At 69.3% G+C, this 25152-nt stretch carries 28 protein-coding genes; 15 read left to right on the top strand and 13 right to left on the bottom strand.

Going from position 1 to position 25152, the window contains the following annotated elements:
* Both QWY84_RS17965 and QWY84_RS17960 read right to left on the bottom strand, forming a co-directional pair.
* On the bottom strand, positions 1–870 hold the full coding sequence (locus tag QWY84_RS17965; RefSeq protein ID WP_290204302.1) for an enoyl-CoA hydratase family protein: 870 nt from the start codon (positions 868–870) through the stop codon (positions 1–3).
* The gene (locus tag QWY84_RS17960; protein WP_290204301.1) at positions 871–1650 is read right to left on the bottom strand and encodes an SDR family oxidoreductase; all 780 of its coding nucleotides are present in this window, start codon (positions 1648–1650) and stop codon (positions 871–873) included. It lies immediately after the preceding gene.
* 201 nt (positions 1651–1851) lie between these two features.
* Here QWY84_RS17960 and QWY84_RS17955 point away from each other — a divergent pair, with 201 nt between their 5' ends.
* Positions 1852–2403 carry a MarR family winged helix-turn-helix transcriptional regulator gene (locus tag QWY84_RS17955; protein ID WP_290204300.1) on the top strand — a complete coding sequence of 184 codons (552 nt, stop codon included), beginning with the start codon at positions 1852–1854 and terminating at the stop codon, positions 2401–2403.
* 14 nt (positions 2404–2417) lie between these two features.
* The gene (locus QWY84_RS17950; RefSeq protein WP_290204299.1) at positions 2418–2867 is read left to right on the top strand and encodes an acyl-CoA thioesterase; all 450 of its coding nucleotides are present in this window, start codon (positions 2418–2420) and stop codon (positions 2865–2867) included.
* Positions 2868–2918: 51 nt separating this feature from the next.
* Here the strand turns inward: QWY84_RS17950 and QWY84_RS17945 are convergent, their stop codons facing one another.
* The 4 genes from QWY84_RS17945 to QWY84_RS17930 form a co-directional block, all read right to left on the bottom strand.
* Complete coding sequence (locus QWY84_RS17945) at positions 2919–4028, bottom strand: AI-2E family transporter (protein ID WP_290204298.1); 1110 nt, start codon at positions 4026–4028, stop codon at positions 2919–2921.
* A gap of 182 nt (positions 4029–4210) precedes the next feature.
* Positions 4211–4573, bottom strand: a complete 363-nt coding sequence (locus tag QWY84_RS17940; protein ID WP_290204296.1) for a YajD family HNH nuclease — start codon at positions 4571–4573, stop codon at positions 4211–4213.
* A 31-nt stretch (positions 4574–4604) separates the two neighbouring features.
* Entirely contained in the window at positions 4605–5591 is a 987-nt protein-coding gene (locus tag QWY84_RS17935) for an NAD(P)H-dependent flavin oxidoreductase (protein ID WP_290204295.1), read from the bottom strand.
* A 152-nt stretch (positions 5592–5743) separates the two neighbouring features.
* Complete coding sequence (locus QWY84_RS17930) at positions 5744–5941, bottom strand: tautomerase family protein (protein ID WP_290204294.1); 198 nt, start codon at positions 5939–5941, stop codon at positions 5744–5746.
* Between the two features lie 93 nt (positions 5942–6034).
* Here QWY84_RS17930 and QWY84_RS17925 point away from each other — a divergent pair, with 93 nt between their 5' ends.
* The 8 genes from QWY84_RS17925 (at position 6035) to QWY84_RS17890 (ending at position 13826) form a co-directional block, all read left to right on the top strand.
* Complete coding sequence (locus tag QWY84_RS17925; protein ID WP_290204293.1) at positions 6035–7054, top strand: aldo/keto reductase; 1020 nt, start codon at positions 6035–6037, stop codon at positions 7052–7054.
* Positions 7051–7644 (top strand): TetR/AcrR family transcriptional regulator, encoded by a 594-nt coding sequence (locus tag QWY84_RS17920; protein WP_290204292.1) that lies wholly within the window; start codon positions 7051–7053, stop codon positions 7642–7644. Before QWY84_RS17925 ends, QWY84_RS17920 begins: the two co-directional genes overlap by 4 nt.
* Before the next feature lie 73 nt (positions 7645–7717).
* Positions 7718–8140, top strand: coding sequence for a GFA family protein (locus tag QWY84_RS17915; protein WP_290204291.1), 423 nt, complete (start codon positions 7718–7720; stop codon positions 8138–8140).
* A gap of 22 nt (positions 8141–8162) precedes the next feature.
* The gene (locus tag QWY84_RS17910) at positions 8163–9425 is read left to right on the top strand and encodes a hypothetical protein (protein ID WP_290204289.1); all 1263 of its coding nucleotides are present in this window, start codon (positions 8163–8165) and stop codon (positions 9423–9425) included.
* Between the two features lie 282 nt (positions 9426–9707).
* Entirely contained in the window at positions 9708–10706 is a 999-nt protein-coding gene (locus tag QWY84_RS17905; protein WP_290204288.1) for a metal ABC transporter solute-binding protein, Zn/Mn family, read from the top strand.
* Positions 10706–11551: a metal ABC transporter ATP-binding protein gene (locus QWY84_RS17900; RefSeq protein ID WP_290204287.1), complete on the top strand. Its 846-nt coding sequence runs from the start codon at positions 10706–10708 to the stop codon at positions 11549–11551. Before QWY84_RS17905 ends, QWY84_RS17900 begins: the two co-directional genes overlap by 1 nt.
* Positions 11548–12687 (top strand): metal ABC transporter permease, encoded by a 1140-nt coding sequence (locus tag QWY84_RS17895; RefSeq protein WP_290204285.1) that lies wholly within the window; start codon positions 11548–11550, stop codon positions 12685–12687. The genes QWY84_RS17900 and QWY84_RS17895 overlap by 4 nt, the downstream gene beginning before the upstream one ends.
* Before the next feature lie 2 nt (positions 12688–12689).
* Positions 12690–13826: a metal ABC transporter permease gene (locus QWY84_RS17890; RefSeq protein WP_290204669.1), complete on the top strand. Its 1137-nt coding sequence runs from the start codon at positions 12690–12692 to the stop codon at positions 13824–13826.
* 112 nt (positions 13827–13938) lie between these two features.
* Here QWY84_RS17890 and mntR read toward each other — a convergent pair whose 3' ends face one another.
* Together mntR and QWY84_RS17880 are read right to left on the bottom strand one after the other, a co-directional pair.
* Positions 13939–14394, bottom strand: a complete 456-nt coding sequence (gene mntR, locus QWY84_RS17885; protein ID WP_290204284.1) for a manganese-binding transcriptional regulator MntR — start codon at positions 14392–14394, stop codon at positions 13939–13941.
* A 121-nt stretch (positions 14395–14515) separates the two neighbouring features.
* Entirely contained in the window at positions 14516–16528 is a 2013-nt protein-coding gene (locus QWY84_RS17880; protein ID WP_290204283.1) for a TonB-dependent siderophore receptor, read from the bottom strand.
* 272 nt (positions 16529–16800) lie between these two features.
* On the opposite strand from QWY84_RS17880, the gene QWY84_RS17875 reads away from it, so the two are divergent.
* The gene (locus QWY84_RS17875; RefSeq protein WP_290204281.1) at positions 16801–18594 is read left to right on the top strand and encodes an ABC transporter ATP-binding protein; all 1794 of its coding nucleotides are present in this window, start codon (positions 16801–16803) and stop codon (positions 18592–18594) included.
* Positions 18595–18599: 5 nt separating this feature from the next.
* On the opposite strand, the gene QWY84_RS17870 is transcribed toward QWY84_RS17875, so the two are convergent.
* From QWY84_RS17870 to QWY84_RS17860, 3 genes are all read right to left on the bottom strand, one after another.
* Positions 18600–19190, bottom strand: coding sequence for an SCO family protein (locus QWY84_RS17870; RefSeq protein WP_290204280.1), 591 nt, complete (start codon positions 19188–19190; stop codon positions 18600–18602).
* A gap of 32 nt (positions 19191–19222) precedes the next feature.
* A complete protein-coding gene (locus QWY84_RS17865) occupies positions 19223–20092 on the bottom strand; it encodes a cytochrome c oxidase assembly protein (RefSeq protein ID WP_290204279.1) in 870 nt (289 codons plus the stop codon).
* Positions 20093–20177: 85 nt separating this feature from the next.
* Positions 20178–20681 (bottom strand): MgtC/SapB family protein, encoded by a 504-nt coding sequence (locus QWY84_RS17860; RefSeq protein ID WP_290204278.1) that lies wholly within the window; start codon positions 20679–20681, stop codon positions 20178–20180.
* Between the two features lie 137 nt (positions 20682–20818).
* Here QWY84_RS17860 and QWY84_RS17855 point away from each other — a divergent pair, with 137 nt between their 5' ends.
* Positions 20819–21811 carry an adenosine deaminase gene (locus QWY84_RS17855; protein WP_290204276.1) on the top strand — a complete coding sequence of 331 codons (993 nt, stop codon included), beginning with the start codon at positions 20819–20821 and terminating at the stop codon, positions 21809–21811.
* A 24-nt stretch (positions 21812–21835) separates the two neighbouring features.
* Here QWY84_RS17855 and QWY84_RS17850 read toward each other — a convergent pair whose 3' ends face one another.
* Positions 21836–22237: a DUF423 domain-containing protein gene (locus QWY84_RS17850; protein ID WP_290204275.1), complete on the bottom strand. Its 402-nt coding sequence runs from the start codon at positions 22235–22237 to the stop codon at positions 21836–21838.
* Between the two features lie 180 nt (positions 22238–22417).
* On the opposite strand from QWY84_RS17850, the gene QWY84_RS17845 reads away from it, so the two are divergent.
* From QWY84_RS17845 to QWY84_RS17835, 3 genes are all read left to right on the top strand, one after another.
* Positions 22418–23164: a VIT1/CCC1 transporter family protein gene (locus QWY84_RS17845; protein ID WP_290204274.1), complete on the top strand. Its 747-nt coding sequence runs from the start codon at positions 22418–22420 to the stop codon at positions 23162–23164.
* A gap of 53 nt (positions 23165–23217) precedes the next feature.
* Positions 23218–23841 (top strand): methyltransferase, encoded by a 624-nt coding sequence (locus tag QWY84_RS17840; protein WP_290204273.1) that lies wholly within the window; start codon positions 23218–23220, stop codon positions 23839–23841.
* 213 nt (positions 23842–24054) lie between these two features.
* Positions 24055–24258: a hypothetical protein gene (locus tag QWY84_RS17835; protein ID WP_290204272.1), complete on the top strand. Its 204-nt coding sequence runs from the start codon at positions 24055–24057 to the stop codon at positions 24256–24258.
* Positions 24259–24407: 149 nt separating this feature from the next.
* On the opposite strand, the gene QWY84_RS17830 is transcribed toward QWY84_RS17835, so the two are convergent.
* The gene (locus tag QWY84_RS17830) at positions 24408–25094 is read right to left on the bottom strand and encodes a Crp/Fnr family transcriptional regulator (RefSeq protein ID WP_290204270.1); all 687 of its coding nucleotides are present in this window, start codon (positions 25092–25094) and stop codon (positions 24408–24410) included.
* Positions 25095–25152: the final 58 nt, after the last annotated feature.

Raw genomic sequence — 25152 nt, 5'->3', positions numbered from 1 at the left:
TCAGTTGCCCTCGAACGCCGGCCGCTGCTTGTTGATGAACGCCTCGTAGGCGCGCTCGAAATCCGCGCTCTGCATGCAGATCGCCTGCGCCTGGGCCTCGGCCTCGATGGCCTCGTCCACGCCCATGCTCCACTCCTGGTGGAGGGTCTTCTTGGTCATGGCGTGGGCGAAGCTGGGCCCGTGCGCCAGACCACGGGCGAACTCCGCTGCCTCCCGCCCCAGGTCGTCCGCGGCGACGATGCGGTTGTACAGGCCCCAGCGCTCGGCCTCCTCCGCGGTGATCGAGCGGCCGGTGTAGAGCACTTCCGCCGCGCGCCCCTGGCCGATGATCCGCGGCAGCATGGAGCAGGCGCCCATGTCGCAGCCCGCAAGCCCCACGCGGCTGAACAGGAAGGCCACCTTGCTCTCCGGCGTGCCGTAGCGGATGTCGGACGCCATGGCGATGCAGGCGCCGGCGCCGGCGCAGACGCCGTCGATGGCGGCGATCACCGGCTGCGGGCAGTGCCGCATGGCCTTGACCAGGTCGCCGGTCATGCGCGTGAACGCCAGCAGGTCGTCCATGCGGCCCCGGCGACGCATCTCCACCAGCGGCCCGATGATCTCGTGGACGTCGCCGCCCGAGCAGAAGTTGCCCCCGGCGCCGGTGACGACCACCGCCTTGACGTCGTCGCAGTACGGCAGCTGGCGGAACGTGTCCCGCAGCTCGGCGTAGCTGTCCAGCGTCAGCGGGTTCTTCCGCTCCGGCCGGTTCAGCGTCACGGTGGCCACCCGGTCCGTGACCTGCCACTGGAAGTGCTCCGGGCGGAAATCGGCTGCCTTCATCCTTCGTCTCCTCGTTTGCGCATCAGCGGCCGCGGCGCACTGCGGCACTCACGGCGTCACCTCGCCGCCGGCCACGGCGATGGACTGGCCGGTGACGGCGCCCGCCCCCTCGCCGGCCAGCCAGGCCACGGCATCGGCGACTTCCCCGGGCTGGACGAGCCGCCCCTGGGGGTTGCCGGCGGTGAGCTCCGCCAGTGCTTCCGACTCCGTGCGCCCGGTCTTGTCGACAATGTTGCGCACCGTCTCCGCGGTCATGTCCGTGTCCGCGAACCCGGGGCACACGGCGTTGACGGTGATGCCGGAGCGGGCGCACTCGAGCGCCAGGGCGCGGGTGAGCCCGATCACGGCGTGCTTGGCCGAGACATAGGCGGCCACGTAGGCGTAGCCCTTGAGGCCGGCCGTGGAGGCGACGTTGACGATGCGGCCGTACCCGGCCTCGCGCATCCGCGGCACGGCGGCCCGGCACACGTGGAAGACACCGTCGACGTTGACCGAGAACATCGACTGCCAGTGGGCATGCTCCATCCGGTGAAAGGGGACGCTGCCGGAGATGCCGGCGTTGTTCACGACCACGGCGGGGGCTGCGCAGAGCGCGTCGAGGCGCGTGAACAACTGCTCGACCTGCGCGGCATCGGTGACGTCCAGGGCGTGGCAGTGCACCTCGGCATGCCCGCCGGCGCGAAGCTCGGCGGCCTGCGCCTCCAGGGCGGCCGCGGTGCGTCCCGCCAGGTGCACGGCAAAGCCCTCCGCGGCCAGGCGGGCGGCGATGGCGGCGCCGATACCGCGCCCCGCTCCGGTAACGATTGCGTGTGCTGCCCGAGCCGTCATTGCCGCTCTCCGAGCCTGTCTCGTGATTAACTTTAGATAACAATATTTTTGGTGTAAAGGAAAATCGGAAAGCGATAGAATGCAACGGACATTCACCTGACACGGCCGGCGGCCCTGCGTAAACTCCGGCCCAGGCGGGCCCACCCGCCGATGGCCGGCAGCCATGGACGCTGCCCCGACGGACAGGCACGAGACACGGTCATGACCCTTCAGCACGACGACACATCAGCGCAGAGCGGAACGACGGCGCGGGCCGAGGACGGCACGGCATCCGTCGAGGCCTCACGGAGCAAGGAATCCCTGCGGCTGTGGCTGCGGCTCCTGCCGGTAACCACGGTCATCGAGAACCAGCTCCGCACCCGCCTGCGGGAGCATTTCGACATCACCCTGGCACAGTTCGATGTCCTCTCGGAGCTCGAGCACGCGGGGGCGCCGCAGACCATGTCGGAGCTCTCGCGCCGTCTGCTGGTCTCGGGCGGCCATGTCACCGGCGTGGTGGACCGCCTGGAGAGGGACGGTCACGTGGCGCGCCAGCCGCTGGAGAACGACCGCCGGGTGCAGCTGGTCGCCCTGACGGAGCAGGGCAAGCGCACGTTCCTGACGGTCGCCGAACGACACGAGGCCTGGCTGGAGGAGCTTCTCGCCGATATGCCCCTGGAGGAGATCCGGACCCTGAATCAGCTCCTTGCCCGGACCAAGGCGGCGGTGCGGGGGGTCGTGGAACGGCGTGCGGGCCGCTCGCCGTCCGAGTGACGGAGGAATCCCCCTTGGCAACGACGGCGCTGTTCCGCTCCCCCATCCGCATCCGCTTCGGCGACACGGACCCGGCGGGGATCGTGTTCTATCCGCGCTACTTCGAATTCTTCCAGGTCGCCGTGGAGGACTGGTTCAACCACTGGCTCGGGATCGACTACGCGGACCACATCCTGCGCAGCGGCAACGGCCTGCCCGCGGTCGCCTCGGACTGCCGCTTCCTGCATCCCTCGCGCCTGGGGGAGCTGCTGGAGATCGAGGTGCGCATCACCCACCTGGGCCGGTCGTCGCTGCATCTCGCCTTCACGGGGTACGTCTCGGGCGAGCTGCGGGTACAGGGCCACACGGTGCTGGTGAATACCGACCTGGCAACCGATCGCTCGTACCCGTTCACGGGCGCACTGCGGCAGCGGCTGGAGGCCTACCGGGAGCTGAGCCGCGCGGCGGCCGACGATCACGCGTGACCCGTCCGGCCCGGCGCCGCGGTGACCACGGGCGCGGCCGGGAGCGTCGGGTCAATCAGGCTCTGTCGCCTCTCCGGGCGATTCCCGGTGCTCGTAGAAGCTGCTCGCCTTGTAGCGCTGGTGCGCGTAGCGCAGCAGCACCATGATCATGGCCGCGACGGGAAGTGCCAGCAATACCCCCGTGAAGCCGAACAGCTGACCGCCGGCGAGCACCGCGAAGATGACCGCCACCGGATGCAGGCCGATGCGATCCCCCACCAGCAGCGGGGTCAGCAGCGCGCCCTCGAGCAGCTGCCCGACGGAGAACACCGCCAGCACCAGGACCAAGGGGAGCAACCAGTCGCTGAACTGGATCACGACGGCGGCCGCGGCGGCACCGAAGCCGATGATGAAGCCCAGATAGGGCACGATATTGGCAACGCCCGCCAGCATGCCGATGAGGATCGCCAGATCCAGCCCCACCAGCCACAGCCCCACGGTATAGACGACCCCGAGGCTGAGCATCACCAGCAGCTGCCCGCGCAGGAAGGCCCCCAGGACGTCGTCGCACTCCCCGGCCAGCCGGGTGACCGTCGGTTCCAGGGTACGCGGCAGCAGGCCGCGGATCCGTGCCATGACCTCGTCCCAGTCCCGCATGAGATAGAACGCCACCACCGGGATCAGCGCCAGGTTGGCCAGCAGGCCCAGCAGTGCCATCCCCGACTGTCCCACGCGGCTCACCAACATGGCCGCCACGTCGCCTCCGGTCTGCCAGTTCTCGGCCAGGACCGTACGCAGCCGCCCGAGATCCAGCGCCTCCGGGTCAACGCCGAGATACGTCTCCAGCATGGGCACCAGCCGGCCCTGGAACCACTCCACGGCAACGGGGATGTAGCCGCCCAGCGCATTCACCTGCCGACCGATCAGGGGCAGAAGAATCAGCACTGCGCCGGTTGCCAGCAGCGTGAGCACGACGAACACCGCCACCACGCCCGGTGTGCGGCCCAGACCCAGGCGCTGGAGCCGGTCCACCATCGGATCGCCCAGATACGCGAGCAGCCCGCCCACCAGGAAGGGCAGCAGAATGGGCTGGAGCAGGTAGATCAGGAAGCCGGCCAGGACCACCGCCGCGAGCAGGAACCACAGCTGGTGGTAGTGAGCCGGTTGCGTCCCTTCCGTCATGCGGGTCTCCCGGAGTTGCGCGCAAACGGGCTGTCGGCACGATCACCGTCAAACAGCCGCCGTCACCGGAGCAAAGGCTCGCAGGATAGCGCACCGCACCCCCGGCACACACCCGGATGGCCGCACCGCGACCGCCGCCCGCCGCGCCGGCCCTGCCCAGAACGAACTTGGGTTACAGGACACTAATCCTTGCCGAGCAGGTCCTTGAGGTTCGCGAACGGCGTATGGGTCGCCCCCGTGCTCTTGTCCTCGGCGGCACCGTCGTCGGGGCGGGCCTCTAGGGCGCGCTGGTGCTCGTTGTCGTGGCAGTACAGGCACAGCAGCTCCCAGTTGCTGCCGTCCGGCGGATTGTTCTCGTGGTCGTGATCCCGGTGGTGGACGGTCAGCTCGCGCAGGTTGGCCCGCGTGAACTCGCGCCCGCACCGCCCGCAGACCCAGGGGAAGAGCTTCAGGGCGCGCTCGCGGTAGCCCCGGTCCCGCTCCTCGGCCGCGCGACGGGCCCCGGCGGTGATCCGGTCGAGCCGGTCGGTGTCGATCTTCTTCATGCCGTCCTCCCGGGCGTGCCGGACCACACCCTCAGGTGCGAAAATCGAGAGCGCACCCCCGCTGGAGACGCTCCCGGGCGCCATTGACCATGTCGTCGATGATCGCTGCAGCGGGCGGCCGCCCCTGGATGAGCCCCACGACCTCGCCGGCGACGGTGGCCACCGTGTCCATGTCGCCGCGGGCACGGGCCTCGTCGTAGGCCTGGGCAAGACTGCCATAGCGGGCCGCCGCGTCGCTCTCGCGATGCGCCCACTCGCGGGTCAGGGCGTTCTCCACGACCCGGAAGGAGAACTCCCCGGGCCACGGCACCCCGCGCAGGGCGTCGATGGCGCGGGTGCGGACGGTCTGGTCGCCGGTGGATACCACCGCCCGCTCCACGGCAGCGGACGGCGTCAGGGCCTCCTGGCAGGCCCAGAACCGGGTCCCGACGACAGCGCCGTCGGCGCCCAGCATGAGCGCGGCCGCCAGCCCGCGGCCGTCGGCGATGCCGCCGGCGGCCAGCAGCAGGGTCTCCGGGGCACGCTGGCGCAGGAGGTCGGCGACCTCCGGCACGAACGGCAGCGTCGAGCGGCCGGCGCCGTGGCCGCCCGCCTCGGTGCCCTGTGCGACGATGCCGTCCGCTCCGGCATCGATGGCCTCGTGGACGTGGCGTAGCGACTGCACCTGGCAGATCAGGCGGGCCCCCGCGTCATGGATGCGCCCGGCGAACGGGCGCGGATCGCCGAAGGACAGGAACACGCAGGCGGGCCCGTGGGCCAGCGCCTCGTCCAGCCGCTGCGGGGCCTTTTCCAGTGCCCAGGTAATGAACCCGACCCCGAAGGGCCGGCCCCGGACCTGCTCCAGTTCCGCCGCCAGCTCCGGCTCGCCGCTGGCGGTGCCGGCGTAGCCGCCGCCGACCAGGCCCAGGCCCCCGGCATCGGTGACGGCGGCCGCCAGGCGCCCGCCGGCGACCAGCGCCATGGGGGCACTGACGATGGGAAACCGGATGTCGTAACGGTCGGTGAGCCGGGTCTGCATGGGTCGCTCCGCCGCTTGCGCCATGGGATCAAGTCTACACGAACCTTCCGGGGGATCGTCACGCCGGAACGGGCGGCTGAAAACCGGGCATCGACCGGACCGCGGAGCGACGCGAGCGGGCCCGCCACGCCGGCGGGCCCGCCACTCGCGGATCAGCCGATGATCTCGCCTCCCACGGCGTAGCCCCCGGGCGCCGTTTCGTTGATCTGCACCATGACGAAGGAGCGGATATCCTCTTCCTTCTCCTCCTGGTAGTAGCTGCCCACGGTCTCGGTCAGCCTCTCCACGACATCCCGCTTCTGGTCCTCCGTCAGGTCACCCTGCGGCACGGTTACGCGAACGGTTGGCATAACGTCCTCCTTTTTGACTGACAAGTATTGTCATTTGTCACTTGATCATCCATGATGACCCCCTGTCAACACACGAGCAGTACGGAGGCAACCATGATGATGCAACGCACGATCGGTACGACGGGCGTCACCACGTCCGCGCTCGGGCTCGGCTGCATGGGGATGTCGGATCTCTACGGCCCGGCCGAGCGGCAGGAGAGCCTGGCCACCGTGCACGAGGCGATCGACCGCGGCATTACGCTTCTTGATACGGGGGACTTGTACGGCATGGGCCACAACGAGCTTCTCATCCGGGAGGCGCTCCGGCACCACCGCCGCGAGGACGTCTTCATTGCCGTGAAGTTCGGTCCCCGGCGGGACCCGGCCGGCAACTTCATCGGCCTCGACTGCAGCCCGGCGGCGGTGAAGAACAGCCTCGCCCACACGCTGACCCGGCTGGGCACCGACTATGTCGACCTCTACCAACCCGCGCGCGTGGACCCGAACGTCGCCATCGAGGAGACCGTCGGCGCCATCCGCGACATGAAGGACGCCGGTCATGTGCGCTTCATCGGGCTGTCGGAGGCCGGAGCCGACACCCTCCGGCGAGCCCATGCCGAGCACCCCGTCGCCTGGCTGCAGATCGAGTACTCGCTGCTGACCCGGAACATCGAGGAGGCGATCCTCCCCGCCTGCCGGGAGCTCGGCATCTCGGTGAGCGCCTACGGCGTCCTCTCCCGGGGGCTGCTGTCCGGCCACTGGTCGGGGCCGGACTCCCTCAAGGAGGGGGATTTCCGCAGTCGCCTGCCCCGCTTCCGCGGCGACAACCTCGACAGCAACCTGGCATTGGTGCAGGCTCTGCACACCATCGCCGGGGAGAAGAACGTGACCACCGCGCAGATGGCGATCGCCTGGGTCCTCGCCCAGGGAAGCGATATCATTCCGCTGGTCGGCGCCCGCAGCCGGCAGCGGCTGCAGGAGTCCCTGGGCGCGCTGGACGTGGCGTTGACCACCGATGATCTTGCGCGCATCGAGGCGGCCATCCCGAAGAACGCCGTCGCCGGCGAGCGCTATGATGCCGCGCAGATGGCCCTGCTCGACAGCGAGCGAACTGGAGACACGCACAGCCGTTGAACGACGACGCCCTGACCCCGGACCGCATCCTCGACGCGGCCGAAAACATGCTCCGCCGCCACGGCATCGGCAAGACCACCGTGGTGGACGTCGCCCGCGCCCTCGACGTCAGCCACGGCAGCATCTACCGGCACTTCCCGACCAAGGCGGCGCTGCAGGACGCCGTGGCCGAGCGCTGGCTGGCACGGGTGGCGTCGCCGCTCGCCGCCATCGCCGGCGAGCCGGGCCCGGCGGACGAGCGGCTCCGGCGATGGCTTGAGTCGCTCGCCGCCGCGAAGCGCCGCAAGGTGCTCGACGACCCGGAGCTGTTCGCCACCTACCACGCGCTGGCCGAGCGGGCGCGGGGCGTGGTGGATGCGCATGTGGACGAGCTGATCGGGCAGATCGCCCGCATCCTCCGGGACGGTGTCAGCGAGGGACGCTTCCGCGTGAGCGACCCCGACGCCGCCGCGCGCGGCGTGTTCGATGCCACGATGCGCTTTCACCACCCGGCCCACAGCCGCGAATGGCAGCAACCCGGCATTGACGCCGCGTTCGAGACGGTTGTCACCATCGTGCTTGCGGCCCTGACAAGGGACGCGCTCGGCTGACGCGCGGTGGAGAAGCGCCGTCGTCGAGCTATGCTTGCGTTCGGACAACGGCAGCAGCAACGGAGTCAGGAGCATGCCCGACAACGAAACCATCAACGGCCGCTGCCTGTGCGGCGCCGTCACCATGCGCGTACGGCCCCACAGCCGGCACCTGGACGCCTGCCACTGCACCATGTGCCGCCGGTGGGGCGGCGGGCCGCTGATCGTGGCGCACTGCGCCGAGGACATGGAACTGTCCGGAGGGGAGCACGTGACCACGTACGTCTCCTCCGACTGGGCCGAGCGCGCGTTCTGCAGCCGCTGCGGCACGCATCTGTACTACCGGCTGCGGGAAGGAGGCCTGCTGGCCGTACCGATCGGCCTGCTGGAGACCGACGGGCCCTGGCGACTCGCCCACGAGATCTTCATCGACGAGAAGCCGGACTACTACGAGCTCGCCGGCGACGCCGAGCGCCTCACCGGCGCGGAGGTCCTCGCCCGGTACGGGAGCCCGTAAGGCCCGGGACGCGGGCACGGACATGACGCGGCAACGGCTGAACGCGGACGGGGCGCCGCCGCGAGGCCGGCTCGCGGCCGTCCTGGCCACGGCGGCATTGCTCGCCGCCTGCACGCTGGACGAGGCGAACTTCTCGCAGCACCCCGGTTTCGCACGCTATCTGGAGGCGCGCCCGCCCTCGGATGCGCCCCCGAGCGCGCGCGAGCGGCGCTGGCTCGAGGCGTTCCGTCCGCGCTTCCATGTGCCGCCCGCGGAGACCGGCCCCATCTCCTTCTACGACGACTACATCGCCGAAGGCAGCCTCTACGACGGCTCCGGCGAGCACGTCTCCTCCAGGGTCGACCGGGAGCGGCTCAACGCGTACCGGGACGACCCCGGGGCCGTGTTCGTGCATGAAGGCAAGGCCGACGGCGGCACCCCGGTCGTTCCCGCGCACGTGGACCGCGACACGCTGCGGCTACCCGGCACGGCCGAGCCGGTGGCGGCGATTTTCCTCACCTATCACCTGGTCTTCCGCCGGTCCGGCATCGGCACCGGCATTCCCGGCTGGCAACGCACCCTGCTCGACTGGGTGGGCGACGCGGACGACTGGCACCAGCTGGACCACTATGCCGCGGTCACCCTGACCCTGGTCCCCCGTAACGGCGCCGATCCGGCCACCGCAGCACCGGCGGACCTGATTCCCGTCGCCGCGACCATGCAGCAGCACAACTACATGCGGACCTATGTCCTGGTGGACGCGCCCGCGGCGGCGGATCACCCCGGCCGCATCGCCCTGGATGGTGACGGGCGGGTGGCGGTGGATGTCGCCGAGGCATCCCACGCGCTGTTCCCGCACGCGCCGGGGCGCCGCACGCACCGGGCGGTGCGCTTCCTGGACGGCGACACCGCCCCGTACCTGCTCCGCGGCGAGGATCCGCCGTGGATCTCCGGTGACGACGTCACGGATCCCGCCCGGCAGGTCGACTACACGCTCGCGTTCCTGCCGCCCGACGACGCCTTCTACATGTTCCGCGGCTGGCTCGGCGAGCGGCGCCGCCTGCCGGGGCGCGACGGGCCGCCCGGCGCCTTTTACAACACGCTCCCGCCCCTGCAGCCCCACCGGGTCCAGCTCGCCGTGTTCTTCTGGCATGAGGGCGCGGAGGGCTACGCCGCGGACCTAGCTGCACTGGACCTGGACACCTGGCGCCCGCCGGACGCGGACGACCTTGCCCCGTTTCACCAGCGGCTCGTCCGCGCCCTTCCGTGCCGCGACGACTGGGCCCTGCCCTGCCGGTCGCCGTAGACCACGCCCCGGGGTCGCCGCGCCCCGGCGGCAGCCAACCCACCCGATGCAGGCCGCGGTCGGGGGCCGAACCGCAGCCTGCGGGCAAATCGTGTCTTGTCTCGAATGATTAGCTTTGGCTAAAATGAAAATTAGCAGAGGCTAACCTCGGCGGCGCATCTCCCGGACCGGGCGTGCGCACGGGGCGTACCGGGCCGCCCGGAGCTGCCCGGATCCCGCCGCCGCAGGGGCTTTCCCGGTTGGTCTCGGCTACCCTTACACCGTAACCGAGGAGCCGTCGCAATGACCGCAGCACCGAACCGACTCGCCCGGGCTTTCGCCGGCCTGGCGGCACTCCTGCTCTGCACGAGCGCCGCGAGCGCCGATACGCAGTCGCCCCGGGCCGTGGCGACGATCGCGATGATCGGCGACGTCGCCGCGAATGTCGCCGGTGACTGTGTCCGCGTCGACACCCTCATGGGCCCCGGGGTCGACCCGCACCTCTACCAGGCGAAGGCCAGCGACGTACGCGCCTTCGAGCAGGCCGATACCATTTTCTATGCGGGCTACTCGCTGGAGGGCCAGCTCGGCGAGGTGCTGGGCAAGTTCGGTGAGCGCAAGCCTACGGTGGCCGTTGCACCGTCGTCCATCGACACGGCCGAGCTGATCACGGTGCAGGACATCTACGGCATCGACCCCCATCTGTGGATGGACGTCGGGCTCTGGAGCCGGATCGCGCCGACGCTCGCGGAGGCGCTCGCGGAGATCGCGCCGGATTGCGCCGATGCAATGCAGCAGCGGGCCTCGGACTACCGCGAGCAGCTCGCGGCGCTGGACGCCTGGATCGGCGAGAGCATTGCCACCATCCCCGAGCGCCAGCGCGTCCTGGTCACGGCGCACGATGCCTTCGCCTACTACGGGCGGGCGTACGGCATCGAGGTCGAGGGCATTCAGGGCATCAGCACGGAGAGCGAGGCCGGCATCGCCGACATCCGCAGAATGGTCGCCACGGTGGTCGAGCGGGGCGTGCCCGCCGTGTTCATCGAGAGCACCATCAACCCGCGGACCATCGAGGCCGTGGTCGACGGGGCGGCCGATCGCGGCCACGAGGTAGCCATCGGCGGTGAGCTGTTCTCCGACGCCATGGGCGAACCCGGCACGGCCGAAGGCACCTACATCGGCATGCTCCGCTCCAACACCATCACGATTGTCGAGGCGCTGGGCGGCGAACCGGCCCCCTGGCCCGACGCCCTCTCCGGCTGGGCGCAGCGCTGGGACACCGGAGAGAACGGGGGCGAGTGATGGCACTGTTCAGCACGCTGCGCAAACGTGCCGCCGACAGCGCGTCATACCACGGGCTCCACGAGCCCGACCTGGCACTGCACGTCGAGGACCTGACCGTCGCCTACGAGGGCAAGCCCGTCCTCTGGGATATTGACCTGAACGTGCCGCCCGGGGTCATGGCCGCGATCATCGGGCCGAACGGTGCCGGCAAGAGCACGCTCCTCAAGGCGGTTCTCGGTCTCGCGCGACCGACCGCCGGTCACGTCTGCATCCACGGCCGGTCGCCGCGCGCGCAGCGGCGCCGCATCGGCTACGTGCCCCAGCGCTCCAGCGTGGACTGGGATTTCCCGACCACCGTGCTCGACGTCGTCATGATGGGGCGCTACGGCCACCTGGGCTGGCTGCGCTGGCCCGGCGCCCGGGAGCGCGAGCGCGCCCGGCGCGCCCTGGAGACCGTACAGATGGAGCACCTGGCCGGACGCCAGATCAGCCAGCTCTCCGGCGGGCAGCAGCAGAGGGTGTTCCTTGCCCGGGCCCTGATCCAGGAAGCCGACGTGTACTTCCTGGATGAGCCCATGGCCGGCGTGGATGCCACCACCGAGCGCGTCATCGTCGGCCTGCTGAAGGAGCTTCGCGATGCGGGCAAGACGGTGATCGTGGTCCATCACGACCTGCAGACGGTGCGCGACTACTTCGACTGGCTGGCGATTCTCAATGTGCGCGTGGTGGCGCAGGGGCGCGTCGCCGACGTGTATACCGGTGAGCACCTGAAGCGGGCGTACGGCGGGCGCATCGCGCTTCTCGAGCGCGAGGCTTTCGAAGGCCCCCGCGGGCCTGACGCCCCCCAGGAGAACGACGCATGACGGGCCTTGTCGAGCTCCTGTCCGACTACACGGTACAGAATGTCGCCATGGGTGCGGTTCTGCTCGGCATCGCCAGCGGCGTGCTCGGCTGCTTCGCGGTGCTGCGCCAGCAGAGCCTGCTCGGCGACACGCTCGCCCACGCCGCCCTCCCCGGCGTGTGCATCGGCTTTCTCATCGCCGGCACCCGCGACATGGGCTGGATCATGGCGGGCGCGCTGGGCACGTCGATCCTCGCCGCGCTGTTCGTGCTCGCGTTGACGCGGCGCACCCGGATCAAGACGGATGCGGGCCTGGGCAGCGCCCTCGGCCTCACCTTCGCCGCCGGCGTGGTGCTGCTGACCTACATCCAGGGGCAGTCGAATGCTTCCCAGGGCGGGCTCGACACGTTCCTGTTCGGGCAGGCGGCGGCAACGCTGCGCTCCGACCTGTGGCTCATGGGCGGCGTGACGATCGCCGCCGTCGCCCTCGTGCTGGGCTGCTGGAAGCAGTTCAAGCTGGTCACCTTCGACCCGGAGTTCGCCCGGGCCGTCGGCCTGCCCGTCGCGCTGCTGGAGACGGTTCTGACCGCAATGATCGCCCTGGCGGTGGTGATCGGCCTTCAGATGGTCGGCGTGGTGCTGATGACCTCCATGGTCATCGCCCCGGCGGTGGCGGCCCGCCAGTGGGTCAAGCGCCTCGAGCACATGGTTCTGCTCGCCGTCGGCGTCGGCATCGTCTCCGGCCTGGTCGGCGCGCTCATCAGCGCCTCGGTGCAGAACCTCGCCACCGGGCCCTTGGTGGTGCTGGCCGCCACCGCGATCGTGGCCGTGTCCATCCTGCTCGCCCCGGGGCGCGGCGTTCTCTGGGAGCAGATCCGCCACTGGCGCGATCGCCGCACCATCGGCCAGCGCCAGATGCTGACGACGCTGTACAAGCTGGCCGCCCACCACCGGGACCCGGACTACCCGGCAGAGACCGGCATGCTCGACAGCTTCCACGGCACGCGCACCCAGCGCGCCCTGCGCCAGCTCCAACGGCGCGGCCTGGTCGAGCCGGTCGCGCACATGCCCGGCGAGGGCCGGCACTGGGTGCTCACCGAGGCCGGGCGGCGCGAGGCGGAACGCGTGCTCAAGACCATGACCCCGGAGATGGCGTGACCATGCAGGCGTTGTTCGGCAACTCCACGCTCATGATCATCCTCACCGGCGCCCTGGTCGGCGTGGCCGGCTCGCTGGTGGGAACGTTCCTGGTCCTGCGCCGCAACGCCATGCTCTCCGACGCCATCAGCCACTCCATCGTGTTCGGCATCGTCATCGTCTGGCTGCTCACCCGCGCCCAGAGCGGCCCGGTGCAGATTGTCGGGGCGGCGCTGACCGGGGTTCTCACGGTGTTTCTCACCGAGCTCGTGGCCAGAACGCGCCGGGTCAAGAACGACGCGGCCATCGGTCTCGTCTTTCCCGCCCTGTTCGCCGCCGGCGTGCTTCTGTTCAATCTCTACGCCCGGGATGTGCACATCGACGAGCACACCGTGCTGCTGGGCGAGATCGGCTTCGTCTGGCTCGATACCACGGCAATCGCGGGCCTCGACGTCCCGAACGCGATCATCTGGATGGGGCTCGTGACGTTGCTGGACGCCGCCTTTGTCGTCTTCTTCTTCAAGGAGCTCAAGCTCTCGACCTTCGATCCGCAGCTTGCGGCCGCCCTCGGCTTTGCGCCCGGTGTGCTGTTCTACGCACTGCTCGCCCTGACCAGTACCACGGCCGTCGCGGCCTTCGACGCGGTGGGCGCCGTGCTGTTCGTTGCGTTCGTCATCGTACCGCCGACAGCCGCGTACCTGCTGACGGACCGGCTGGTGCCCATGCTCCTGATCGGCGCCGGAATCGGGGTGGCTTCCAGCATCTCGGGCTACTGGCTCGCGGTCGCCGCGGACGTGTCCATCGGCGGCATGATGGCGCTGATGACCGGGGCATTCCTGCTCCTGGCCTTTCTGCTCGGCCCGCGTCACGGTCTGCTGGCCCAGGAATGGCGGCGCTTCGGGCAACGCCATGCGGATGCGTCACGAACGCTGGTCGTCCACCTGTACGAGCACGAGCGCTCGGCACGCGTCGATGAGGAGAACGTCGTCTCCGCGCTCGAGCATCATCTCGGCTGGAGCACGGCCAGGGCCCGGGCCGTGCTGGCACGCAGCCTGAAGCACGGCCTGGTGCTGCGTGAGGGCGATATGCTGTATCTCACGCCCCGGGGCCGTGAGACGGCGCGCGCACTGACCGAGCCGTGGGCCCCGGCGGAGATCTGATCAGCCCCTGCCCGAACGACGGCCGCGGCCGGCGCCCCCGGGACGGCGGCGCGCTTGCGCCACGCGCCCACACTTGCGCGGGCGGGCCGGGAGCCTCCGGAGCCGGCTGCCGTCACTCGCGGTGCGCGCGGAGATACCGCTCGAACGCCTGCAGGGTCTCGTCGCTGACGTGGTGCTCCATGCCCTCGGCGTCGTTCTTGGCCACGTCCTCGCTGACGCCGAGCGCCCGCAGGAAGCCCTCGACGATCTCGTGCCGGCGCCGGCTCTCCTCGGCGATGCGCTGCCCCGCCTCGGTCAGGAACACGCCGCGGTAGGGACGCCGCGTAATGAGCCCCTCCTCGGCCAGGCGCTTGAGCATCTTGGCGACGGTGGGCTGCGCTACCCCGAGACGCTGGGCGATGTCCACCTGCCGCGCCTCGCCGTGCAGCTCCATGAAGTCCGCGATCAGCTCGACGTAGTCCTCGATGAGCTCGGTGCGACGGGCGTCACGGGCTTTCTGGAACGCCTTGGCGTGGCGCTCGGCGTCGGCGGGTGGACCGGGTCTGGATTCCGCGAACGATCGGGGCATGGGCGCACGCACCGGCGGCATCGGGCAATAAAAACAGGGCGTGAAATTCTATAGACACAGGAATAATGTTGTCAAACGATGTAATTGTGCACGGGAGGCCAACCGCCTCCCGCCGTCCGCCTCACCACCGGTACGCCGTGCTGGCCGTAATGCTGCGGGATTCGCCGTAGTAGCACCAGTACTCGCAGCTCGCCACGTACTCCTCGTCCGTGACGTTGGCGACGTTGACCTGCACGTGCCACTGCGGCGTGAGGTCATAGCGGGCCATGGCGTCGGCAACCGTGTAGTCCGCAACCTGCGTGGCGCCGTCCTCGGTCTCGCCGACGTAGCGGACGCCGCCGCCGAGCTTGAGTCCGTCCAGGGTGCCATCCGTGAATACATAGTCGAGCCACGCCGATGCCTGATGGCGCGGAATCAGCGGGGCCCGCTGGTCCTGCTGGCTCGCCGACTCGTCCTGCCGGGCGTCGGTGTAGGTATAGGCGAAGGTCGCCTGGAGGCGGTCGGTCAGGTAGCCCACGGTCTCCAGCTCGAAGCCGGTGGAGGTACGCTCCCCGGCCTGCACCTGCCGGCCGGAGCCGTCGGAGATCAGCGTATTGTCCTCGCGCAGGTCGAACGCGGCGGCGGTCAGATAGCCGTTCCACCCGGGCGGAGCCACCTTCACGCCCAGCTCCCACTGCCTGCCTTCCCTGGGCTCATAGAGGTCACCGCTGCTGTCGACGCCGGAGACCGGCTCGAACGATTCCTGGTAGCTCAGGTACGGGTTGACCCCCGCTGCGCTGCGGTACATCAGCCCGCCGGACAGGGACAGCTCGTCGGCCTCCGCGCGCTCGCTGGTGCCGGTCGTACGGTTCCGGGTGGTGGTCTCCGCCTGGTCGAAGCGGGCTCCGCCCAGCAGAATCCAACGGTCGGCAAGCACCAGCTGGTTCTGCGCATAGACGCCCAGCTGCTCACGGGTGTTGCGCCGCTCCTCGAGCTGGCTGTCGCTCACCGGGGTGAAGTTGCCGTACACGGGATCAAAAATGTCGATGGGGGAGCCGAAGGAGAACAGATCCGCCTCGTCGCCCTCGGTCTTCAGATCCTGGTAATCCACCCCTAGCAGTAGGGTGTTCTCGAAGCCGCCGCCGGACCAGTAGCCCGTGAGGCGGTTGTCGGTCGTCCAGCTGCGGGTGGTGCCGTCCCGGTACACCAGCCCCCGCGACGCCTCCCGGGCGTTGACCATCGCTGACGCGTAGACGCTGCGAAGGTCGAGCTGCATGCGGCTGTACCGGGTGCGCTGCTCGAACGACCAGGTATCGTTGAAGAAATGCCGGAGCTCGTAGCCGAGTGCGTACTGCTCCCGGTCGTTGCGCTCGTACCCGGGCTCGCCCAGGTTGGTGGACGGATCGACCTTGCCGAACGGCGTGTCCTCCACGGTGCCGTAGGGGAGCTTGAACGCGTTGACCGGGACGGCATCATCGTGCTGCAGGCTCCCGCGCAGGGTCAGCATGGTGTCGTTGGTCAGGTCGACCTCCAGGCTCGGGGCGAGATAGAAGCGCTCGTTCTCGGTGTGATCGAGATCGCCCTCGCGGTACTTGTAGGTGCCCACCAGGCGGTAGCGCACGTCGCCGTCGCCGGTAAGCGGCCCGGAGGTATCGATGCCGAGCTGCCGATGCTCCCGGTTGCCCGCCTGCAGGTCCAGACGACCCCGGGATTCCGCCGTGGGCCGCTTGCTGATGGCGTTGATCAGCCCGCCCGGGGGCGCCTCGCCGTAGAGGATGGACGACGGCCCCTTGAGCACGTCCACGCGCTCCAGGCCGTAGGGCTCGGGGAGCCACTGGTAATAGCCCTCGCGGTAGACGCGCAGGCCGTCCTGGTAGGTGGCGTGGTCGAAACCGCGCACCTTCAGCCAGTCGGTATCGTTGTCGGCGCCGTAATGCCCGGATCGCACGCCGGCGCGATAGCGGAAGGTCTCGTCCAGGTGCTGGACGTTGCGCTCCTCGAGCTCCTCGCGGTCGACGCTGGATACCGGACGCGGCGTCTCGACCATGGGCGCGTCGAGCTTCAGCGCGGTGCCGACCTCGATGACATCCAGGGTCACCGTGTCGTTCTGGGCGTGGGCAGCCGCGTTCCAGCCAATGGCCGCCGTTACCATCATGGCTGCGGAAAGAGGCGTCCACTTGCGCGAAGCAGGGCTGCGTGGTCCGGACGGGCATGGCGGCAAAGGCATGCGGGACTCCTTGCGACTGGCCAAGCGAGAGCGTTCTAGTGACGAGTAACAGAGTAATGAATCGTAATCAGTCGCATTTGTATATGCAAATCCCCATGCGCCCGCTCTTGCGGAGGCGATGACGGACGTGGTGGAGTTCCCGCTCGCCGGATCACCGGGATCGCGCACCGGGATGACCACCCTCAACAACACGAGTCGAGATGTCCGCCAACACCTCCAGCTTCCACGCTCTCGGCCGCCTGCTGCGCTACGCCCGCGGCTACCGGCGCCGCATCGCGGCGGCGACGACGTGCTCGGTGGTCAACAAGCTCTTCGACATCGCCCCGGAAATCCTCATCGGCGTGGCCATCGACGTGGTGGTCAACCAGGAGGACAGCTTCGTCGCCGCGCTCGGGTTCACTTCGGCCCAGGAGCAGATCCTGCTGCTGGGCGGGCTGACATTCTTCGTCTGGGCGGGCGAATCCCTGTTCGAGTACCTCTACCAGATCCTCTGGCGGAATCTCGCCCAGCGCCTGCAGGCGGATCTGCGGCAGGACGCCTACGAGCACGTGCAGAACCAGGACATGGACTTCTTCGAGGCACGCAGCTCGGGCGACCTGGTCGCGACCATGAACGACGACATCAACCAGCTGGAGCGCTTCCTGGACGGCGGTGCCAACGCCATGATCCAGGTGCTGGTCACCGTGGTCGCCGTGGGTGCGGTCTTCCTGGTGCTGTCGCCGCTCATCGCCGCGCTCGCGTTCACGCCCATCCCGGTGATCATCTGGGGGGCGTTCTACTTCCAGCGCCGGGCCGGCCCCCTGTACGGTGCCGTGCGCGAGCGCGTCGCCGACCTGGCGAACCGGCTGCATGCCAACATCGCCGGCATCGCCACCATCAAGAGCTTCACGGCGGAGCCCTACGAGGCGGACCGCCTGCGCCGGGCCAGCGAGGACTACGTCGAGGCCAACCGCCGGGCGATCCGGGTCAGCTCGGCGTTCATCCCGGTGATCCGCATGGCGGTGCTGACGGGCTTCCTGGCCACGTTCACCGTCGGCGGCATGCTGGCTATCCGGGGCGAGCTGAACGTCGGCGCCTACGGCGTGCTCGTCTTCCTCACCCAGCGCCTGCTGTGGCCGCTGACGGGCATGGCCGAGGTCATCGACCTGTTCGAGCGGGCCATGGCCAGCACCCGCCGGATCCTCGACCTGCTGGCCTCGCCCATCCGCATCCGCGATACCGGCGGGCAGGACCCGGCGCAACCCGTCCGCGGGGCGATCGCGTTCGAAGGCGTGCGCTTCCGCTACAGCGACGGCACGCCGGCACTGGAATCCATCGACCTCACCGTGCCGGCGGGCCACACCGTGGCCCTGATCGGCGCCACCGGGGCCGGCAAGTCCACGCTCATCAACCTGCTGCTGCGGTTCCACGACCCGACGGCGGGCGACATCCGCATCGACGGCCAGCCCATCACGACGCTCCGCCTGCAGGCGCTGCGGCGCGCCATCGGGCTGGTCAGCCAGGACGTGTACCTGTTCGAGGGCAGTATCCGGGAGAACATCGCCTACGGCCGCCGGGACGCGAGCGAGGCGGATATCATCCAGGCGGCGCGGACGGCGGAGGCGTGGGAGTTCATCAACCGGCTGCCCGATGGCCTCGATGCCCGGGTCGGCGAGCGCGGCGTGCGCCTGTCGGGCGGCCAGAGACAGCGGCTGTCCCTGGCGCGGGCCCTGCTCAAGGACCCGCCGATCTTGATCCTCGACGAGGCGACCAGCGCCGTCGACAACGAGACGGAGGCGGCCATCCAGACGTCGCTTCGACGCATGGCCCACGAGCGCACCATCCTCATGATCGCCCATCGCCTGTCGACCATCGTCCACGCAGACCAGATCGCCGTGATGGAGCACGGGCGCATCGTCGAACGGGGCACCCACGACGAGCTCGTCGCCGCCGACGGCCTGTACGCCGCCCAGTGGCGCGTGCAGACGGGAGCCCTCGCCGGGACGGCCGTCTGACCGCCTCAGCCGGCCGTCCCGGCGAGGCGCCGGAGATCGTCGAGAACCGCCTCCCGGTCATCGCTCTGGCGGATCAGCACCCGTGCCTCGCCGTCGGCGGCGAAGCCATAGATCCCCGCGCTGTGGGAGACGTCGTAGTCGCCGCTGCCGTCCTTGTCGCCGTAGCCGTAGGTGACGCGATAGCGCTTGCTCAGGCGGCGCAGCTGCTCCTGGGTGCCGGTCAGGCCCGTGATCGCCTCGTGGAAGTGCGCCGTGTAGCTGCGCAGCCGCTCCGGGTCGTCCCGGTCCGGGTCGACGCTGACGAACAGCACCCGGATCCGCTCGCGGTCGGCCTCGGGCAGCTGCCCGAGCCAGCCGGCGATCCGCGCCATGGTCGCCGGGCAGACATCCGGGCAGTGGGTAAAGCCGAAGAACATCAGCACGGCCCTGCCTTCATAGGCGTCGGCCGTGACCTCCTCGCCGTGCTCGTCGGTCAGGGTGAACTGCAGCTCCGGCATCAGCTGCGAGATATCCTTGGTCTGCCAGTCCTGCCCGCCGCCGCAACCAGCGACGGCGAGCCCGCTCAGCAGCACCAGGGTGACAATCCAGCGTGGCATGCGTCTCTCCGCGAATGACATGGTCCTTGGCCTCAGGCCGTCGACCCCGTGGCGGGGGCACCCTGCCCCAGGCGCTCGGCTTCCCGCTTCTCCTGCCTGAACATCTGGGACAGAACCACCAGCAGGCCCACCACGCTCATCATCGCCGGCGGGATCCAGGTGATCAGGCCGCCCAGCACGCGATCCGTATCGGTATCGATGGGCCAGGGGCTGCCGCAGACCTCGTAGAACTCGTAGATCCCCGTGCCGTAGAAGAAGATGTAGGCACCCAGGATGATCTGCGGGAATGCCACTGCCGCCAGCAGGATGCAGCGCATGCCGTAGCCGAGGCAGTGCCGCCCGGAGCCGGGAGCATGCGGGTTGAGCACCAGCCACCAGAACAGCAGCCCGTCCAGGGCCATGCTCCAGTTCATGACGCTGTACAGCCAGCCGCTGAGCATGGCGTCGAAATGGATGCTGGGGATCAGCCAGAAATACACCAGCCCGGCAAACAGGAACGCCGCCACCGCCGGCTGCTGGAGCACCGCATAACCCGTGCGCACCGGCGCGCTCCGCCACAGCGGCGCGAGCAGGTTGTCGCGCAGCGGCTGCGGCGTGCCCCGGGCCAGCACCGGCAGCGGGTTGGCCAGCACCAGCATCATGGCCGCCACGTGGTGCAGCACCAGGTGCTGGATGCGGTGGATGAAGAACACGTACTGGGAGAAGTAGTCGAACTGGGTCTGGGTGACCCCGTACATCAGCCCCAGCCCGAGGAAGAACGCGAAGTTCCGCCAGAAGCCGGGAGCAGCGCCCCGCGCCAGGCCGGACAGGTACAGCAGCAGCGCGGCGCCGCAGACCAGGGTCACCATCGGCTGCCACTGGTACGGCATCAGCGCAGAAAGGAGCTCCGCGAACTCGGGCATGGGCAAGGGGACAGCTGTAGCGACGGGCCAGGCGGATACCATACCAGCGGCCGCTATCCACCCGCCAGAGCCCGATGCCGCCCGGTCAGGAAGGGCCGCCGTCCCTCCGTCCGCGCTCGCCCCCATTGACGTCGCCCCGCCGCATGAGGATGCCGGACACGAGCAGCAGCCCGAAAATGGCCACGAAGCTGATGGCGGAGAGCACGTAGAAGCCGAACCCGAGGGTCAGCCCGATGCCGCCGGACGCCCAGATGCTCGCCCCGGTGGCCGTGCCGACCACCCGCCCGCCGTCGCTGCGCAGGATGGCGCCCGCCCCCAGGAAGCCGATGCCGGTGAGCACGCCCGAGATGATCGCCATGAAATCCAGGCGGATGGTGTTGTCCGAGGACTGGTAGTCCGCGTACACCTCCTGCGCCATGATGGCAATCATGCAGGAGGTCACGGCGACGATGACGAACGCCCGGAAATCCATGGGCTTGTTCTTCCAGTCCCGCTCCAGGCCGAGCGCCAGCCCGAACCCGCCGGCGAAGGCGACGCGCAGGAACACCTCGTAGAGCGCAACCGTACGGAATTCCAGTAATTCAGCCACGCTGCTCCCCCACTGCCGAGCCGGGCATGAACGGCAGTCTAGCAGACGCGCCGGCGGGGAGGCCGCCGCCGTTGACAGCATCCGCCAGGCCGCGACAATGGTAATGTATACAAATCAGGCATGCCGGGAGGCACAAATTGGAACAGTTCATCGACACCCTGCCGAAGGTCGAGCTCCACGTTCATCTGGAAGGCACGCTGGAGCCGGCCCTGATGTTCCGGCTGGCCGAGCGCAACGGCATCGACCTCCCCTACCCGGACGTGGACAGCGTGCGCGCGGCCTATGAATTCAAGGACCTGCAGTCGTTCCTGAACCTCTACTACAACGGCGCGCGGGTGCTGCAGACCGAGCAGGATTTCTACGACCTGACCTGGGCCTACCTGCGCCGCTGTGCGGACGAGAATGTTGTACACACGGAGATGTTCTTCGACCCGCAGACCCATACCGAGCGCGGCATCCCCTTCGAGACCGTCGTCCGGGGCATTGCGCGTGCCCGCGCGGACGCCGAGGCGCAACTCGGGCTGAGTACCGGGCTCATCCTCTGCTTCCTGCGCGACCTGTCCGAGGAGTCGGCCATCGAGACCTTCCGCACCGCCCTGCCGTGGCGGGAGCACTTCGTCGGCATCGGCCTGGACTCGGCCGAGACCGGCCATCCACCGGAGAAGTTCGAGCGGGTCTTCGCCATGGTGCGCGACGAGGGCTTCCACATCGTCGCTCACGCCGGCGAGGAAGGGCCGCCGGAGTACATCTGGCAGGCCGTCCGGCGCCTGGGGGTCGAGCGGGTGGACCACGGCGTGCAGTGCACCGGCGACGCCGAGCTGGTGGAGCACCTGCGCCGGGCACAAACCCCGCTGACGGTGTGCCCGCTGGCCAACGTAAAGCTCAAGGTCTTCGACCGCATCGAGGAGCACAATCTGCCGCGGCTGCTGGAGGCGGGGCTGAAGGTGACCATCAACTCCGACGATCCCGCCTACTTCGGCGGCTACATGAACGCGAACTTCCGCGCCGTGGCGCAGGCATTCGACCTGGACCGCGACACATTGCGCGGCTTCACCCGCAACGCCATCGATACCGCGTTCGTGGACGACCAGCGCCGCCGCGAGCTGTACGCCCTCCTGGACGCGGCCTGACCCACCGGCACCCGTCGCGCCCGGTCAGCGGCTCGCCGGCCGGGCCCGGAGCTCCATCACGCCGGCCCAGGCCAGCGGCACCCAGGCGATGATCAGCAGGGTGCCGCCGACGGGTGTCGCCGCCGTCAGCGCGGGCGCATCCAGCAACGCCCGCAGGTAGATGCTGAAGCTGAAAAGCAGCGTCCCCGCGGTGAACAGCCACCCGCCCGCCGCCAGGCACCGCAGCAGCCGCGGCTCGTGCACGGCCAGCATCGCCAGCCCCAGCGCCGTGGTCATGATGGCGCCGAAGCGGTGATACGCCATGGCCGTGGTGACCTGCCGCCAGATGTCCGGGCTCACGTGCGGCTGCAGGGCGTGCCCGGCGAGCGCACCGACAACGACCGCCAGGAATCCGAGGATGGCGCCGGCCAGCAGTATTCCGCGCATACAGCCATTCACCCCTGTTCCCTGATGTGTAGTTCCGAATCGGCACGGCACAATACGACACGGTCCGCCGGAGCGCCAGACCCGCCGGCGCTACTGGCAACCACCCCGGGGGACCCTCGGCGGCCACGGCTGCCGGCCGACGCGTCCCGGCGAGACAAGACGAACGGGAGAACGGCCGCCATGCCGCGACAGCTCGAGCACAGCCACGACCCGCAGGCCATCCGCCAGCGCCTGGCCGGCGGCAACCAGCCCAGCTATCTGCCCGACGCCATTCTCGGCGGCATCGACGGCTGCGTGACCACGCTGGCCGTGGTGGCGAGCGTCGCCGGCGCCGGGCTGCCCGGCATGGTCGCCCTGGTGCTGGGACTCGCCAGCCTGGTGGCGGACGCGTTCAGCATGGGGGTCAGCAACTACCAGGCCGTCAAGAGCAACGAGGACGCCCGGCGCCGGTTCCGGGAGCAGGAGAATCGCCACGTGACCGTCGACCCCGCGGGCGAGCGCGAGGAGATCCGCGCCATCTTCGAGGCCAAGGGCTTCCGCGGGGAGGCGCTGGAGAACATCGTCGACACCATCACCGGCGACCGCCGGCTCTGGGTGAACACAATGCTCATGGAAGAGCACGGCCTGCCGCTCACCGGCCCGTCCGCCGGCCGGGCGGGCATGGCGACCTTCGCCACCTTCGTGCTGGTGGGTTTCGTCCCCCTGATGCCGTTCCTGATCCCCGCGCTGTCCGGCAACCAGTACTTTGCCGTAACGGCCGTGATCACTGCCGTTGCGCTGTTCGGCATCGGCTACGCGAAGGGGGTGATCCTCGACATCACCCGCTGGCGCGCCGGCCTGGAGACGCTGCTGATGGGCGGCGGCGCCGCCTTCGTCGCGTTCCTGGTGGGGGCGTTCCTGGAGCCCATGGTCGCGGACTTCTACTGACGTCCGCCGGACGCTCGCGTATGATCGCCGTTTTTTGCGGCGAATACGGCGCCATGGACCAACCCCTTGCACTCCACCAGGCACGGCTGAACTACGTGCTGGGGAGCCTCGTGAACAGCCACGCCCGATCGCTGCTGGATATCGGCTGCGGCTCCGGCGCCCTGCTGAAGCAGGCGGTCGTCGAGACCCAGTTCCGCCGCATCCTCGGTATCGAGGTCTCTCCCCGGGCGCTGGCCGTGGCCCGCCGTGAGCTCGCCGATCACCTGCGTGCCGACGCGGCCCGGCTGTCGCTGGTCCAGGGCTCCTGCCTGGAAGACGACACCACGCCGGCGGGCTTCGATGCCGCCGCCCTGGTGGAGACCATCGAGCACGTGGACCCGCGTCGCCTTGCCGCCCTGGAGCACAACCTCTTCGGCCGCGCCCGGCCCGGCACGGTGGTCATCACCACGCCCAACCACGAGTACAACCTGCTCTACGGCCTGAAGCCCGGCGAGTTGCGGGATGCCGACCATCGCTTCGAATGGAACCGCTCCCGCTTCCGCGCATGGAGCCTGCGCCTGGCGCGGCAGTACGGCTACCGGGTAATGTTCAGCGGCATCGGCGAAGCCCACCCCGAGCACGGCTGTCCGACCCAGGCCGCCCGCTTCTCCCGCCTCCGCGAGCAGGCCGCCGCCTGACGTCGCCCGGGCGCAGCGCCCTTCCGGTGCATTTATGCAACCCGGGCACTTGTGATTGTCATCTCGTGCCCTTCAAGAAAAGACAGACCGTTCCCATACTGTCCCTGCATCGGGCGAAGACCGGATGTGCCGATTCTCCCCAGAAGGGAGTACCGGCGGACGTCGATACCGCATCCCGGTACGGCAACGACTCAATCGAAGGAGGTGCAATCCATGTTCTTCATCGACACGCTCTATCCCAACCTGCACCGGAACAACCAGAGCCGGGGGTTCGGAATCCGGGAAACCGGCAAGCCGGACGATCATCGCGACCGGACCAGCGGGGAAGCCGACATCCCGGCCCGCCGTTTCGTGACGGCGAGCGGCGTCCTCCACGGCGACAAGACGTTTCCCTGGGCGCTGTACGGCTCCATCTAGGGCGTATTGGCGCTCCGCACCGGCGCCCCAAGCCGTTCCCCGGCTTCCGGGGAACGGAAGACGCCGCTGGCCGTTCCGCAAGCCGGTCATCCATCCAGGCAGCCGTCATCGGCTCGCCGTCCAGCGGCCGTCGATAACGCCATGATCAATCAGCGTCCAGAACCGTCGACCAGCCGGTGCAGCCATTCCACCGCCTCGATGCGCACCTCGCTGCCCCGGGTCACGACGCCGTAGCTGCGCAGGCGCGCGAACGCCCGCGACAGGCTCGCCGGCGTCATGCCGAGACGCAGCGCCAGCAGCGACTTCTCGAACGGCAGCTGCAGCGTTACCGGCCCTTCGCTGCGCGGTGCAAGCCCATGGAGGAGCCGGGCCAGACGGTGGTGCGTCGGCGCCCCGCGACTGGCCTCGAGATCGCTGACGAGCATGCGCAACCGCCGGGACAGGCTGGCGATGATGGGCACCGCAACCCGGGGCTCGCGCTCGATCAGCGACAGGAAATCCCGCGCCGGGATGGCCAGCAGACGGCTCCCCGGCAGGGCTTCCGCGCTCACGGGGTAGCGGGCGTCGTCGAAGATGGCCGCCTCGGCGACGGTATCCCCGACACCGAAGATCATGACGACCGTCTCACTGCCGTCCGGCTGCAACCGGTACGCCTTGACCCACCCGGCGAGCACCACGAAAAACGTCTGCGCCGTGTTCCCCTGCCGGAAAAGCAACCGCGCCTCGGCATAATCCCGTACGTGGGCGCCGGCGATCGCATCACCCAGCAATGTCTCGTCGAGATTGCCGAACAGATGCGTCGCACGCAGACATCGCCAGTCCCGTGGCTGCAGCACTGTCTCCCGGGTTGCGTCGCATTTGCTCAAGGACAAGGCAACCGTTCACTCCACGTTC

It is taken from the genome of Aquisalimonas lutea (assembly GCF_030409225.1).
Classification (GTDB): domain Bacteria; phylum Pseudomonadota; class Gammaproteobacteria; order Nitrococcales; family Aquisalimonadaceae; genus Aquisalimonas; species Aquisalimonas lutea.
Note: the sequence above shows the minus strand (reverse complement) of the source record. Positions and strands in the feature narration are given on the sequence as shown.